We start from the raw sequence: 14,193 nt of genomic DNA, 5'->3' as shown, positions 1-14,193 counted from the left end.
CCGAGTAATCATGGATATTAAACGCACGATCCTGATCGTCGCTCTAGCAGTCGTGTCCTACGTTATGGTTCTGAAATGGAACCAGGATTACGGCCAAGCTGCCCTGCCGACTCAGAATGTTGCCGCCAGCAGCACAACCGCGCCGGCTTTGCCCGATACGGTTTCAGGTAACAACGCTTCAAACAGTGCCGATGTACCCAGCGCCAATACAGATACCAGCACACCGACTGAAACTCCGGTGGCTGCAAGCAAAGACCTCATCCACGTAAAAACGGATGTTCTGGACATCGCGATCGATCCACAGGGTGGTGATATTGCCCAGCTGCGTCTGCCGCTTTATCCACGTCGCCAGGATCACCCGGATGTTCCTTTCCAGTTGTTCGATAACGGCAACGAACGCACCTATCTGGCACAAAGTGGCCTGACAGGCGTTGATGGCCCGGACGCCCGTCCGTCAGGTCGTCCTGTTTTCAGCGCTGAGAAAAAGAATTTCGAACTGGCCCCAGGCCAGGATCAACTGGTTGTTGATCTGAAATTCAGCGAAAACGGCATCAACTACATCAAGCGTTTCACGCTCAAGCGTGGTTTGTACGATGTACAAGTCAGCTATTTGATTGATAACGAGAGCGGCAAGCCGTGGAATGGCAACCTGTTCGCGCAATTGAAGCGTGACGCCAGCTCCGATCCTTCTTCCAGCACCGCCACCGGCACTGCTACTTACCTGGGCGCTGCCCTGTGGACAAGTTCGGAGCCGTACAAAAAAGTGTCGATGAAAGATATCGACAAGGCTCAGCTGAAAGAAACCGTTCAAGGCGGCTGGGTTGCCTGGTTGCAACACTATTTTGTGACGGCGTGGATTCCACAGAAAGGCGATAACAACGTCGTTCAGACCCGCAAAGACAACCAGGGCAACTACATCATCGGTTTTACTGGCCCAACCTTGACCATTGAGCCGGGCAAAACAGCTGAAACCAGCGCTACGTTGTACGCCGGTCCAAAAAGCCAGGGTGTACTCAAAGAGTTATCCCCAGGTCTGGAACTGACTGTCGACTACGGCATTCTGTGGTTCATTGCCCAGCCTATTTTCTGGCTGCTGCAACATATCCACAGCCTGGTCGGTAACTGGGGCTGGTCGATTATCTTCCTGACCATGCTGATCAAAGGGATCTTCTTCCCTCTGTCGGCCGCCAGCTACAAGTCGATGGCCCGCATGCGCGCCGTGGCACCAAAACTGGCTGCTCTGAAAGAGCAGTTCGGTGATGATCGCCAGAAAATGTCGCAAGCAATGATGGAGCTGTACAAGAAAGAGAAGATCAATCCACTGGGCGGCTGCTTGCCGATTCTGGTGCAGATGCCGGTCTTCCTGTCCTTGTACTGGGTACTTCTGGAAAGTGTTGAAATGCGCCAGGCGCCGTTCATGCTCTGGATTACCGACCTGTCGATCAAAGACCCGTTCTTCATTCTGCCGATCATCATGGGCGCAACCATGTTCATCCAGCAGCGTCTGAACCCGACTCCGCCGGACCCGATGCAGGCCAAGGTAATGAAGCTGATGCCAATCATCTTCACCTTCTTCTTCCTGTGGTTCCCTGCTGGTCTGGTGCTGTACTGGGTTGTGAACAACTGCCTGTCCATCGCTCAACAGTGGTACATCACCCGTAAAGTTGAAGCTGCTACCAAAAAAGCAGCCGAGTAACCTACTCTGGTGAGCACCACTCAAAACGCCCCCTAGTGGGGCGTTTTGCTATCCGTCACTTTTGTTTTGAGGCCTGTTTTATGAGTGTTCCGGCTGAGACCATTGCCGCAGTAGCGACCGCCCAAGGCCGAGGTGGTGTGGGAATCGTGCGTATTTCCGGCCCGCTTGCCAGTGTTGCGGCGCAAGCGTTCAGCGAACGCGAGCTGAAACCGCGCTACGCCCATTACGGCCCTTTTTACGGCGAAAACCGTGAAGTGCTGGATGAGGGGATTGCGCTGTACTTCCCCGGCCCCAACTCCTTTACCGGCGAAGACGTACTGGAACTTCAAGGCCACGGTGGCCCGATTGTTCTCGATATGCTGCTCCAGCGCTGCATCCAGCTAGGTTGCCGCCTGGCTCGTCCGGGGGAATTCAGCGAGCGGGCATTTTTGAATGACAAACTCGACCTGGCGCAAGCCGAGGCAATTGCCGACCTGATCGAGGCAAGTTCTGCACAAGCTGCACGTAACGCATTGCGTTCCTTGCAAGGCGCTTTCTCACAGCGTGTGCATAACTTGACTGAGCAATTGATCAGTTTGCGTATCTATGTCGAAGCGGCGATTGATTTCCCGGAAGAAGAAATCGACTTTTTGGCCGATGGCCATGTGCTTGGCATGCTGGATAAGGTTCGCGAAGAGTTATCCACCGTTCAACGCGAGGCCGGGCAGGGTGCTTTGCTGCGCGATGGCATGACCGTGGTTATCGCGGGCCGTCCAAACGCCGGCAAGTCGAGTTTGCTCAATGCCCTGGCCGGGCGCGAAGCGGCCATCGTGACCGAAATTGCCGGTACCACCCGGGACGTATTGCGTGAACATATCCACATCGATGGCATGCCGTTGCATGTGGTCGACACCGCGGGTCTGCGTGATACAGACGACCATGTGGAAAAAATCGGTGTACAACGGGCACTCAAGGCCATTGGCGAAGCCGATCGGGTGCTCTTGGTGGTCGATGCCACGGCTCCGGAAGCGGATGACCCGTTTGCGCTATGGCCAGAGTTTCTTGAGCAGCGTCCAGATCCTTCGAAAGTGACCTTGATCCGTAACAAGGCAGATCTGAGCGGCGAGAATATTGCCCTGCAGGTGTGTGACGATGGCCACGTGACGATTAGCCTTAGCGCCAGATCAACGGATGGGCTGGACCTGCTGCGTGAACACCTCAAGGCTTGCATGGGATACGAGCAAACGTCTGAAAGCAGCTTCAGCGCACGCCGTCGGCACCTGGAGGCGTTGCAGCACGCCAGCCGGGCACTTGAGCACGGCAGGGCGCAACTGACCCTGGCGGGCGCAGGGGAGTTGCTGGCTGAGGACTTGCGTCAGGCGCAGCATTCCCTTGGTGAGATTACCGGCGCATTCAGCTCTGATGATCTGCTGGGACGGATCTTCTCCAGCTTCTGCATCGGCAAGTAACAGCACACGTCTGTAGTCGCTGCCGAGGAACGAAGGCTGCGATAACCTGCAAACCGCTCGCAGCCTTCGTTCCTCGGCAGCGACTACAACGTGTCACACTGCTACAGTTATTCACATTCATACGAGGTGTTAGTCCAATGCGCCATTGATGCCGCCGCGATGTTTGCGGCCAGTTCTTGATTCCCCTGCAACAGGGGGTAGATCTGTGCATCTCTGGAGTGCGTATGACTCTCGTTACCTCTGTAACGCTCAAAGGCGTTTCTTTTCACCTGCCCGATGGCAGTGCTCTCTTCTCGGACCTTGATCTGCATCTCGACCAGCGACGTACTGCTCTGGTGGGGCGCAATGGTGCAGGTAAAAGCGTTTTGGCACGCCTGATAACCGGGGATATCTTCCCTTCAACAGGCCATTGCACCCGAAACGGCACGGTGTATTACCTGGCCCAGTATGTCAGCCCCGACCCCGGTCACACCGTTGCAGACCTTGCCGGCGTACAGCACATCATCAGGGCCCTTGAGCACATCGAGCAGGGCAGCACTGAGCAAGCAGACTTCGACTGCATCGGCGAACGCTGGGGTATCCGTCAGCAATTACTCGACCAGTTGGCCCAGAACAACCTTGCACACTTGACGCCTTCTACCCCCACCTCAGCCCTCAGCGGAGGCGAAGCCATGCGCGTGGCCCTGATGGGGGCCTTCTTGTCTCAAGCTGACCTGTTGATACTGGATGAGCCCACCAATCATCTGGATCGCCAGCACCGTGATGCGCTCCATGAGCAGTTGCAGAACTGGCCCAACGGTTTGCTCGTGATCAGCCATGACCGCGATTTGTTGGAACACATGGAGCGTATTGTTGAATTGTCATCCCAAGGGCTCATCAGTTATGGCGGTGGTTTTTCGTTTTATGCACAGGCAAAAGCCGAGCAACTACAAGCGGCGCAGCAACAACTGGCGTCAGCCAAGCTAGAGCGCAAGCGTCAGGAACACGCCATGCGTGAACACAAAGAACGCCTTGAACGCAGCCAATCCCGCGGCCACAAACAGGCCAGTGATGCCAATCAGGCTAACATTTTGCTGGGCCGGCAAAAGGAGCGCAGCCAGGCTAGTAGCGGCAAGCAGCGAGTACAACAAGACGCTGCACGGGAACATTTGTCTGCCCTGGTACGCCAGGCTGCGAGTCAGGTAGAAGAACAACAGCCCATCTTTGTTTATCCGCCCCATGCTTGCCAAAGCGCACCGTTGCAAATAGCTGAGTTGATCGATGCTCGTCTGCCCCAGGGGGCTGAGCATTTACGCACGATCAATCTCACACTGACTCGTGGCCAGCGTATTGCCCTGGTGGGGGCGAATGGCTGCGGCAAGTCGACTCTGCTCAAGGTACTGGCCGGTCAACTGTCGGTCATTTCAGGCCAGGCCAGGACCTTCGTAACCACTGCTTATCTCGACCAGGATCTGGGGCTGTTAAAACCTGAGCAGTCCGTACTTGAGCAATTGCTGTCTCAAAATCGGCAGCTCAATGCAGGAGAATTACGCACCCGACTGGCGCAATTGGGTCTCAATGCCGATCGAGTCAACCAGCCATGCCATCGACTGAGTGGCGGTGAGCGCCTGAAAGCCGCCATGGCTTGCGTGTTCTATGCCGCTTCACCGCCGCACCTGCTATTGCTCGATGAACCGGCCAATCACCTGGATCTGCCTTCGGTTCTGGCCCTGCAGGACATGCTTGAGCAGTATTCGGGAACTCTGATTGTCACCTCACACAATGAGGTGTTTTTGGCTGCAATCGGGGTTACCCACAGACTGCAGGCATCACCCACAGGGTGGCTGAACCAGCCCGTCTGATGAGACAGGCTTGTACCGTTTATCACTTTTATGACTCACCGATTGTACGACCGCTTGATGGATTAGCCATTCCAGCGGTTTTCGGCTGCCTGTTTATTGGCCAAAAACCGCATAAATCGTTGAATAAGCTCTGTGTATAACTGGCCCTCAGGTCAGTGGGTAAGTAGGCCTGAAAACTGAAGATAACCACCCCTGTGGATAAGCACCTGTTTTACCCACAGGCTTAAAGCACTTATCCCAACCCCTCATCGGTGCATAACCACAGACTTTTGAATCTCTGTACAGTACGTAGAATATAGCTTGTAGCAATCTATCCACAGAAAGGTGGCTCAGTAGAAATAAACATAAAAACAAAGCTTTATAAATTTCTTCTCTATTTATTTATCTATCTTGCCTTTATCCACAGCTGGTTAAATTTTGTGCAAAGGGTTCTTTAAGAAGGGCGAAGTCCCTATACTTCGCGGTCTATCCAAAAACCCCCTAGTAACAGGCACGAGGTGCGTGGTGAATTTCCCTTCCCGTTTTGCAGTGATCGTCATCGGCGGCGGTCACGCCGGAACCGAGGCTGCACTTGCTTCAGCACGCATGGGCGTAAAAACCCTGCTGTTGACCCACAACGTGGAAACCCTCGGGCAAATGAGCTGCAATCCTGCGATTGGCGGGATTGGTAAAAGCCATCTGGTTAAAGAAATCGACGCCCTGGGCGGCGCGATGGCAATGGCTACCGATAAAGGCGGCATCCAGTTCCGTGTACTTAATGGGCGTAAAGGCCCGGCAGTACGGGCAACCCGTGCACAGGCCGACCGCATTCTGTACAAGGCGGCAATTCGCGAAACGCTGGAAAACCAGCCCAACCTGTGGATATTTCAACAGGCTGCTGATGACCTGATCGTTGAACAGGATCAAGTGCGTGGCGTAGTGACCCAAATGGGTCTGCGTTTTATGGCTGATGCTGTGGTTTTGACCACAGGTACTTTCCTCGGTGGACTTATCCACATCGGGATGCAGAATTACTCGGGTGGCCGAGCCGGTGATCCTCCTTCGATCGCCCTGGCACACCGCCTGCGTGAACTGCCCCTGCGAGTTGGTCGCCTGAAAACCGGTACACCACCGCGTATCGATGGCCGCTCTGTAGATTTCTCGGTCATGACCGAGCAACCAGGCGATACACCGATTCCAGTGATGTCGTTCATGGGCAACAAAGAACAGCATCCGGCTCAGGTCAGTTGCTGGATTACCCATACCAACGCCCGTACTCACGAAATCATCGCGTCCAACCTCGACCGCTCACCGATGTACTCGGGCGTAATCGAAGGGATTGGCCCGCGTTACTGCCCGTCGATCGAAGACAAGATTCACCGCTTTGCCGATAAGGAAAGCCATCAGGTTTTCATCGAGCCGGAAGGTTTGACCACTCACGAGCTGTACCCGAACGGGATCTCCACATCCTTGCCGTTCGACGTGCAAATCCAGATCGTGCAATCGATTCGCGGCATGGAAAACGCCCATATCGTGCGGCCCGGCTATGCCATCGAATACGACTACTTCGATCCGCGGGACCTGAAATACAGCCTTGAAACCAAGGTAATCGGCGGCTTGTTCTTCGCAGGGCAAATCAACGGCACTACCGGTTACGAAGAAGCCGGGGCCCAAGGTTTGCTGGCTGGCGCCAACGCGGCATTGCTCGCACAGGGCAAGGAAAGCTGGTGCCCGCGTCGCGACGAGGCGTACATCGGAGTATTGGTCGACGACCTGATTACCTTGGGTACTCAAGAGCCGTACCGGATGTTTACATCCCGTGCCGAATACCGGCTGATCCTGCGCGAAGACAACGCCGACATGCGCTTGACCGAAAAAGGTCGCGAATTGGGCCTGGTCGATGATGCCCGTTGGGCCGCTTTCTGCACCAAGCGTGAAAGCATCGCGCAAGAAGAACAGCGCCTGAAAAGCACTTGGGTTCGCCCGGGCACTGAGCAGGGCGATGCCATTGCAGCAAAATTCGGCACGCCGCTGACCCATGAATACAATTTGCTGAACCTGCTGACACGCCCCGAAATTGACTACGCCGGTCTGGTTGAAGTGACCGGACAAGGCGCAGAGGATCCGTTGGTCGCCGAGCAGGTTGAGATCAAAACCAAGTACGCCGGTTATATCGATCGTCAACAAGACGAAATTGCCCGTCTGCGCGCCAGTGAGAACACCAAACTGCCTGTGGATATCGATTACACGATCATCTCCGGGCTGTCGAAAGAGATCCAGAGCAAGCTGGGCGCAACCCGTCCCGAGACCTTGGGGCAGGCTTCGCGTATTCCAGGTGTGACGCCTGCGGCGATTTCCCTGTTGATGATTCACCTGAAAAAGCGCGGCGCTGGCCGCACGTTGGAGCAAAACGCTTGAGTTCGCTGGTTACCGCGCAACACGCCGAAGAGTTATCCACAGGTGCACGCCAATTGGGCGTAGCACTGTCCGAAAACCAGCATCAGCTATTGCTGGGTTATTTGGCCCTGTTGATCAAATGGAACAAGGCCTACAACCTCACGGCTGTGCGTAACCCGGACGAAATGGTTTCGCGCCATTTGCTCGACAGCCTCAGCGTGATGCCCTTCATCGAAAATGGCCGTTGGCTGGATGTGGGCAGCGGCGGCGGCATGCCGGGCATTCCCCTGGCGATCCTGTTTCCCGAGTCCCAAGTGACCTGCTTGGACAGCAACGGCAAGAAAACCCGTTTTCTGACCCAGGTGAAACTCGAGCTCAAGCTGGATAACTTGCAAGTTATCCACAATCGCGTTGAAGAGTTTCAGCCAGAGCTGCCATTCAATGGAATTGTTTCCAGGGCTTTCAGCAGCATGGAGAACTTCAGCAACTGGACACGTCATCTGGGCAACAGTGAAACGCGCTGGTTGGCAATGAAGGGCGTTCATCCGGCTGATGAGCTGGTAGCATTGCCGTCTGATTTTCGTCTAGATAGCGAACACGCCTTGACTGTTCCAGGTTGCCAAGGCCAACGCCATCTGCTGATACTGCGCCGCACGGCATGATTGGGAACGCAAGCAAGAATGGCTAAGGTATTCGCAATAGCGAACCAAAAGGGTGGTGTGGGTAAAACCACCACCTGTATCAACCTCGCAGCATCGCTGGTCGCGACCAAGCGCCGCGTGCTTCTGATCGACCTCGATCCACAAGGCAACGCCACCATGGGTAGCGGTGTGGATAAACATGGTCTCGAGAATTCGGTCTACGACCTGTTGATCGGTGAATGTGATCTGGCCCAGGCCATGCACATCTCCGAACACGGTGGGTACCAGCTTCTGCCTGCAAACCGTGATTTGACGGCAGCTGAAGTTGTATTGCTCGAAATGCAGATGAAAGAAAGCCGACTGCGTACTGCACTGGCGCCGGTTCGCGAGAGCTACGATTACATTCTGATCGATTGCCCGCCGTCTCTGTCGATGCTGACCCTGAACGCTCTGGTTGCTGCCGATGGGGTCATTATCCCCATGCAGTGTGAGTACTTCGCACTCGAAGGCTTGAGCGATCTTGTGGATAACATCAAGCGCATTGCCGAACTCCTGAACCCGAACCTGAAGATCGAAGGCCTGCTGCGGACCATGTACGACCCGCGTCTGAGCCTGATGAACGATGTATCGGCTCAGCTCAAGGAACACTTCGGCGAGCAGCTCTACGACACGGTGATTCCGCGCAACATCCGCTTGGCCGAAGCGCCGAGTTACGGCATGCCGGCGCTGGCGTATGACAAAAATTCCCGTGGCGCGATTGCTTACCTTGCCCTGGCGGGCGAGCTGGTTCGTCGTCAACGTCGTACCACCCGCACGCCTCAGCCAACTTAAGGAAATTCCATGGCCGTCAAGAAACGAGGTCTCGGACGCGGACTGGATGCACTCCTTAGTGGTCCAACGGTCAGCTCGCTGGAAGAGCAAGCGGTCAAGGTTGATCAAAGCGAACTGCAACACTTGCCACTGGACCTGATCCAGCGCGGCAAGTATCAGCCTCGTCGCGACATGGATCCCCAGGCGCTTGAAGAGCTGGCCAGCTCGATCAGGACCCAAGGCGTGATGCAGCCAATCGTGGTTCGCCCGATTGATGGCAACCGCTTTGAGATCATCGCCGGTGAACGTCGCTGGCGCGCCAGCCAACAGGCAGGCAAGGACACCATCCCGGCGATGGTGCGAGATGTGCCGGATGAAACCGCCATCGCGATGGCGCTGATCGAAAACATTCAGCGCGAAGATCTCAATCCGATTGAAGAAGCCGTTGCCTTGCAACGCTTGCAGCAAGAGTTCCAGCTGACTCAGCAGCAAGTTGCCGACGCTGTGGGTAAGTCCCGGGTGTCTGTGGCTAACTTGTTGCGATTGATTTCCTTGCCGGAAGTCATCAAAACCATGCTGTCCCACGGTGACCTTGAAATGGGTCATGCGCGGGCATTGCTCGGTTTGCCTGAAACTCAGCAGGTTGAAGGGGCGCGACACGTTGTCGCACGAGGTCTGACAGTACGTCAGACCGAAGCACTTGTTCGCCAGTGGTTGAGTGGCAAACAAGAGCCTGCTGAACCGGTTAAACCAGATCCGGACATTGCCAGGCTCGAACAGCGTCTGGCAGAGCGCCTAGGCTCTGCGGTGCAGATTCGCCACGGAAAGAAGGGAAAAGGCCAGTTAGTGATTGGTTACAATTCTCTGGATGAGCTTCAAGGAGTGCTTGCTCACATCCGCTGAAACAATTCCCCATGTAGCGTGCAGTCGGAAATCACTACCTGACAGTTGAATAGGGGCTTAAGCGCCCCTATACTCTGCGCGCATTTTGTCGGCACAAATTATGCCAAGTTTTCTGTTTTTGGTAGCCGACCTTTGAGGAGCAGTTGTGATGGAAACCCGCACGCCAAACCGCTTGCCGTTCCATCGCTTGGCGGTTTTTCCGGTTTTGCTGGCTCAATTTGTCGTTTTATTGCTGGCTGCTCTGGGGCTCTGGCAATGGCATGGAGTCGTCGCCGGATATTCAGGACTCTGCGGAGGCCTGATAGCTTTGCTACCCAATGTGTATTTTGCTCACAGGGCTTTTCGGTTTTCCGGCGCCCGAGCAGCGCAAGCCATCGTCCGGTCGTTTTACGCTGGCGAGGCGGGCAAGTTAATTTTGACGGCAGTGCTGTTCGCGCTGACGTTTGCAGGTGTGAAGCCATTGGCGCCGTTAGCAGTATTCGGCGTCTTCGTGTTGACCCAACTGGTCAGCTGGTTCGCTCCCCTGCTAATGAGAACAACACTTTCGAGACCTTAGGGCGTTTGAGGCAACCATGGCAGAAACAACCGCTTCGGGCTATATCCAGCACCACTTACAGAACCTGACCTTTGGGCAGCTACCTGATGGCGGCTGGGGCTTTGCTCACACCGTTGCAGAAGCTAAAGCAATGGGTTTTTGGGCTTTCCACGTCGATACCCTCGGCTGGTCGCTTTTTGTAGGTCTGATCTTCATCCTCGTATTCCGCATGGCGGCCAAGAAGGCAACTTCCGGTCAACCAGGCGCACTGCAGAACTTCGTTGAAGTACTGGTGGAATTCGTCGATGGCAGCGTAAAAGACAGTTTCCACGGTCGCAGTGCAGTTATCGCACCGCTGGCGCTGACCATTTTCGTGTGGGTGTTCCTGATGAACGCCATCGACCTGGTTCCGGTTGACTGGATTCCTCAGTTGGCGATCCTGATCACTGGCGATGAGCACTTCCCGTTCCGTGCCGTACCGACGACTGATCCAAACGCGACCATGGGCATGGCCCTGTCGGTATTCGCGCTGATCATCTTCTACAGCATCAAAATCAAGGGCATCGGCGGTTTTATCGGCGAACTGACCCTGCACCCGTTTGGCAGCAAGAACATTTTTGTTCAAGCGCTGCTGATTCCGGTGAACTTCCTGCTCGAATTCGTGACGTTGATTGCCAAGCCTATTTCGTTGGCTCTGCGTCTGTTCGGCAACATGTACGCTGGCGAACTGGTGTTTATCCTGATCGCCGTGATGTTCGGCAGCGGCCTGCTTTGGCTTAGCGGTCTGGGCGTGGTGCTGCAATGGGCGTGGGCTGTATTCCACATCCTGATCATCACCTTGCAAGCGTTCATCTTCATGATGTTGACCATCGTCTATCTGTCGATGGCACACGAAGATAACCACTAAGATCCGCTTCGGCGAGTCTGGTGCTCCTCTCACCTTCGGGTGAGAGGGCGTCGCAAAATGATTTTGTTTTACCGCTTTAATCTAAAAACCTAAACCATACGACGTAAAAGTCGGGAGGAAAGATGGAAACTGTAGTTGGTCTAACCGCTATCGCTGTTGCACTGTTGATCGGCCTGGGCGCACTGGGTACCGCAATTGGTTTCGGCCTGTTGGGTGGCAAGTTCCTGGAAGGCGCAGCGCGTCAACCAGAAATGGTTCCAATGCTGCAAGTTAAAATGTTCATCGTTGCCGGTCTGCTCGACGCCGTAACCATGATCGGTGTTGGTATCGCACTGTTCTTCACCTTCGCGAACCCCTTCGTTGGTCAACTCGCTGGCTAATCACTCGAATTTTCGAGTTGATTAGAGTGATGGACAACGAACGAGCGAGGTGTTGGCGTGAACATTAATGCAACCCTGATTGGCCAGTCCGTTGCGTTCTTCATTTTTGTACTGTTTTGCATGAAGTTCGTGTGGCCTCCGGTCATCGCGGCATTGCAAGAACGTCAGAAGAAGATTGCGGCTGGACTGGACGCTGCTAACCGAGCAGCTCGCGACCTGGAGTTGGCCCAAGATAAAGCGGGTCAACAACTGCGCGAAGCTAAGGCTCAAGCAGCTGAAATCATTGAGCAAGCCAAGAAACGCGGTACTCAGATCGTAGACGAAGCCCGTGAACAGGCTCGCGTTGAAGCTGACCGTGTGAAGGCTCAGGCTCAGGCCGAGATCGAACAGGAACTGAACAGCGTTAAAGACGCCCTGCGTGCCCAATTGGGTAGCTTGGCTGTTGAAGGCGCAGAGAAGATCCTGGGTGCCACAATCGATCAAAACGCGCACGCGGAGCTGGTTACTAAACTGGCTGCTGAAATTTAAGCGAGGGCGATCATGGCAGAATTGACCACGTTGGCCCGACCTTACGCTAAGGCAGCCTTCGAGCACGCCCAGGCCCACCAGCAACTGGCCTCTTGGTCAGCCATGCTCGGCCTGGCTGCAGCAGTGTCGCAAGACGACACTATGCAGCGCGTGCTCAAGGCCCCGCGACTGACGAGCGCAGAAAAGGCCGCCACGTTTATTGACGTGTGCGGCGACAAGTTCACTGTAGAAGCACAGAACTTCATCAACGTCGTTGCCGAAAACGACCGTCTCCCGCTATTGCCGGAGATCGCCGCTCTGTTTGACCTGTACAAGGCTGAACAAGAGAAGTCGGTAGACGTAGAAGTGACCAGCGCTTTTACATTGGACCAAGAACAGCAAGACAAACTCGCCAAGGTTCTCAGTGCACGACTCAACCGGGAAGTGCGCCTGCAAGTTGCGGAGGATGCCAGCCTTATAGGTGGTGTCATCATCCGCGCCGGCGACCTGGTTATCGATGGCTCGGTTCGCGGAAAACTCGCAAGCCTTGCCGAAGCATTGAAATCTTGAGTTTGAAGGGGCAGCAGAGCAATGCAGCAACTCAATCCTTCCGAAATAAGTGAAATTATCAAGGGCCGCATCGAAAAATTCGATGTGACCTCCCAAGCCCGTAACGAAGGCACTGTCGTCAGCGTATCTGACGGTATTGTGCGGATTCACGGTCTGGCCGACGTAATGTACGGCGAGATGATCGAGTTTCCGGGCAGCGTCTTCGGTATGGCTCTCAACCTGGAGCAAGACTCTGTAGGTGCCGTAGTATTGGGCGCATACACGACTCTGGCTGAAGGCATGAGCGCCAAGTGCACTGGCCGCATCCTGGAAGTTCCGGTTGGTAAGGAACTGCTGGGTCGCGTTGTCGACGCACTGGGTAACCCAGTTGATGGCAAAGGTCCACTGGGCAACACCGAGACTGATGCAGTCGAGAAAGTTGCTCCAGGCGTGATCTGGCGTAAGTCGGTAGACCAGCCTGTACAGACTGGCTACAAGGCTGTCGATGCCATGATCCCTGTCGGCCGTGGCCAGCGTGAGCTGATCATCGGTGACCGTCAGATCGGTAAAACCGCTCTGGCGATCGACGCGATCATCAACCAGAAGAACAGCGGCATTTTCTGTGTATACGTAGCGATCGGTCAGAAGCAATCGACTATCGCCAACGTGGTTCGCAAGCTGGAAGAAAACGGCGCGTTGGCTAACACCATCGTCGTTGCTGCCAGTGCTTCCGAATCCGCAGCGCTGCAGTTCCTGGCACCGTACTCCGGTTGCACCATGGGCGAATACTTCCGCGACCGCGGTGAAGACGCACTGATCGTTTATGACGATCTGTCCAAGCAAGCAGTGGCTTACCGCCAGATTTCCCTGCTGCTGCGCCGTCCACCAGGCCGTGAAGCTTACCCAGGCGACGTGTTCTATCTCCACTCTCGTCTTCTGGAGCGCGCATCCCGCGTATCCGAAGAGTACGTAGAGAAGTTCACCAACGGCGCAGTGACCGGCAAAACCGGTTCCCTGACCGCACTGCCGATCATCGAAACCCAGGCTGGCGACGTTTCCGCGTTCGTTCCGACCAACGTGATTTCCATCACCGACGGTCAGATCTTCCTGGAATCGGCCATGTTCAACTCCGGGATCCGTCCTGCAGTGAACGCCGGTGTTTCGGTATCCCGTGTGGGTGGTGCCGCTCAGACCAAGATCATCAAGAAGCTGTCCGGTGGTATCCGTACCGCTCTGGCTCAGTACCGTGAACTGGCAGCATTTGCCCAGTTCGCATCTGACCTGGACGAAGCGACCCGTAAGCAACTTGAGCATGGTCAGCGCGTTACCGAGCTGATGAAGCAGAAGCAATACGCACCAATGTCGATCGCTGACATGGCGCTGTCGCTGTATGCCGCTGAGCGTGGGTTCCTGACTGACGTCGAAATCACCAAGGTCGGTAGCTTTGAACAAGCGCTGATTGCTTACTTCAACCGCGATCACGCCGAACTAATGGCGAAGATCAACGTTAAAGGTGACTTCAATGACGAAATCGATTCTGGCATCAAAGCCGGTATCGAGAAGTTCAAGGCCACCCAAACCTGGTAAGCCGCAGCGGGAG

13 protein-coding genes are annotated in these 14,193 nt (G+C 55.2%); all 13 read left to right on the top strand.

The window, feature by feature from the left end:
• Nucleotides 1-10: 10 nt before the first annotated feature.
• The 13 genes from yidC to atpA all read left to right on the top strand — a co-directional run bounded on the left by yidC (nt 11) and on the right by atpA (nt 14,180).
• Nucleotides 11-1,696, top strand: coding sequence for a membrane protein insertase YidC (gene yidC, locus VSQ83_RS23810; protein ID WP_326427641.1), 1,686 nt, complete (start codon nt 11-13; stop codon nt 1,694-1,696).
• Nucleotides 1,697-1,776: 80 nt separating this feature from the next.
• A complete protein-coding gene (mnmE, locus tag VSQ83_RS23805) occupies nt 1,777-3,144 on the top strand; it encodes a tRNA uridine-5-carboxymethylaminomethyl(34) synthesis GTPase MnmE (protein ID WP_133074942.1) in 1,368 nt (455 codons plus the stop codon).
• Nucleotides 3,145-3,368: 224 nt separating this feature from the next.
• Nucleotides 3,369-4,985 carry an ABC-F family ATP-binding cassette domain-containing protein gene (locus tag VSQ83_RS23800; RefSeq protein WP_326427640.1) on the top strand — a complete coding sequence of 539 codons (1,617 nt, stop codon included), beginning with the start codon at nt 3,369-3,371 and terminating at the stop codon, nt 4,983-4,985.
• A gap of 504 nt (nt 4,986-5,489) precedes the next feature.
• Nucleotides 5,490-7,382, top strand: a complete 1,893-nt coding sequence (gene mnmG / locus VSQ83_RS23795; RefSeq protein WP_326427639.1) for a tRNA uridine-5-carboxymethylaminomethyl(34) synthesis enzyme MnmG — start codon at nt 5,490-5,492, stop codon at nt 7,380-7,382.
• Nucleotides 7,379-8,023 (top strand): 16S rRNA (guanine(527)-N(7))-methyltransferase RsmG, encoded by a 645-nt coding sequence (gene rsmG / locus VSQ83_RS23790; protein ID WP_326427638.1) that lies wholly within the window; start codon nt 7,379-7,381, stop codon nt 8,021-8,023. The genes mnmG and rsmG overlap by 4 nt, the downstream gene beginning before the upstream one ends.
• An 18-nt stretch (nt 8,024-8,041) precedes the next feature.
• Nucleotides 8,042-8,833 (top strand): ParA family protein, encoded by a 792-nt coding sequence (locus tag VSQ83_RS23785; RefSeq protein WP_046809500.1) that lies wholly within the window; start codon nt 8,042-8,044, stop codon nt 8,831-8,833.
• Between the two features lie 9 nt (nt 8,834-8,842).
• A complete protein-coding gene (locus tag VSQ83_RS23780; protein WP_133074938.1) occupies nt 8,843-9,715 on the top strand; it encodes a ParB/RepB/Spo0J family partition protein in 873 nt (290 codons plus the stop codon).
• Between the two features lie 148 nt (nt 9,716-9,863).
• On the top strand, nt 9,864-10,271 hold the full coding sequence (locus tag VSQ83_RS23775) for a F0F1 ATP synthase subunit I (protein WP_003437994.1): 408 nt from the start codon (nt 9,864-9,866) through the stop codon (nt 10,269-10,271).
• Between the two features lie 16 nt (nt 10,272-10,287).
• Entirely contained in the window at nt 10,288-11,157 is an 870-nt protein-coding gene (gene atpB, locus VSQ83_RS23770) for a F0F1 ATP synthase subunit A (RefSeq protein ID WP_095036260.1), read from the top strand.
• Between the two features lie 122 nt (nt 11,158-11,279).
• Entirely contained in the window at nt 11,280-11,537 is a 258-nt protein-coding gene (gene atpE / locus VSQ83_RS23765) for a F0F1 ATP synthase subunit C (protein WP_002555987.1), read from the top strand.
• 57 nt (nt 11,538-11,594) lie between these two features.
• Entirely contained in the window at nt 11,595-12,065 is a 471-nt protein-coding gene (locus tag VSQ83_RS23760; protein ID WP_016782874.1) for a F0F1 ATP synthase subunit B, read from the top strand.
• 12 nt (nt 12,066-12,077) lie between these two features.
• Nucleotides 12,078-12,614, top strand: coding sequence for a F0F1 ATP synthase subunit delta (locus VSQ83_RS23755; protein WP_046809499.1), 537 nt, complete (start codon nt 12,078-12,080; stop codon nt 12,612-12,614).
• Between the two features lie 21 nt (nt 12,615-12,635).
• The gene (atpA, locus tag VSQ83_RS23750; RefSeq protein WP_326427637.1) at nt 12,636-14,180 is read left to right on the top strand and encodes a F0F1 ATP synthase subunit alpha; all 1,545 of its coding nucleotides are present in this window, start codon (nt 12,636-12,638) and stop codon (nt 14,178-14,180) included.
• Nucleotides 14,181-14,193 lie beyond the last annotated feature (13 nt).

It is taken from the genome of Pseudomonas sp. DSV-1 (assembly GCF_035830915.1).
Classification (GTDB): Bacteria; Pseudomonadota; Gammaproteobacteria; order Pseudomonadales; family Pseudomonadaceae; genus Aquipseudomonas.
This window is presented reverse-complemented; position numbering and strand designations above follow the sequence as displayed.

Excerpts from the sequence above, each read along its gene's own strand:
- yidC (WP_326427641.1), top strand. The coding sequence starts at position 11 with ATGGATATTAAACGCACGATCCTGATCGTCGCTCTAGCAGTCGTGTCC.
- mnmE (WP_133074942.1), top strand. The coding sequence starts at position 1,777 with ATGAGTGTTCCGGCTGAGACCATTGCCGCAGTAGCGACCGCCCAAGGC.
- VSQ83_RS23800 (WP_326427640.1), top strand. The coding sequence starts at position 3,369 with ATGACTCTCGTTACCTCTGTAACGCTCAAAGGCGTTTCTTTTCACCTG.
- VSQ83_RS23785 (WP_046809500.1), top strand. The coding sequence starts at position 8,042 with ATGGCTAAGGTATTCGCAATAGCGAACCAAAAGGGTGGTGTGGGTAAA.
- VSQ83_RS23780 (WP_133074938.1), top strand. The coding sequence starts at position 8,843 with ATGGCCGTCAAGAAACGAGGTCTCGGACGCGGACTGGATGCACTCCTT.
- VSQ83_RS23775 (WP_003437994.1), top strand. The coding sequence starts at position 9,864 with ATGGAAACCCGCACGCCAAACCGCTTGCCGTTCCATCGCTTGGCGGTT.
- atpB (WP_095036260.1), top strand. The coding sequence starts at position 10,288 with ATGGCAGAAACAACCGCTTCGGGCTATATCCAGCACCACTTACAGAAC.
- atpE (WP_002555987.1), top strand. The coding sequence starts at position 11,280 with ATGGAAACTGTAGTTGGTCTAACCGCTATCGCTGTTGCACTGTTGATC.
- VSQ83_RS23755 (WP_046809499.1), top strand. The coding sequence starts at position 12,078 with ATGGCAGAATTGACCACGTTGGCCCGACCTTACGCTAAGGCAGCCTTC.
- atpA (WP_326427637.1), top strand. The coding sequence starts at position 12,636 with ATGCAGCAACTCAATCCTTCCGAAATAAGTGAAATTATCAAGGGCCGC.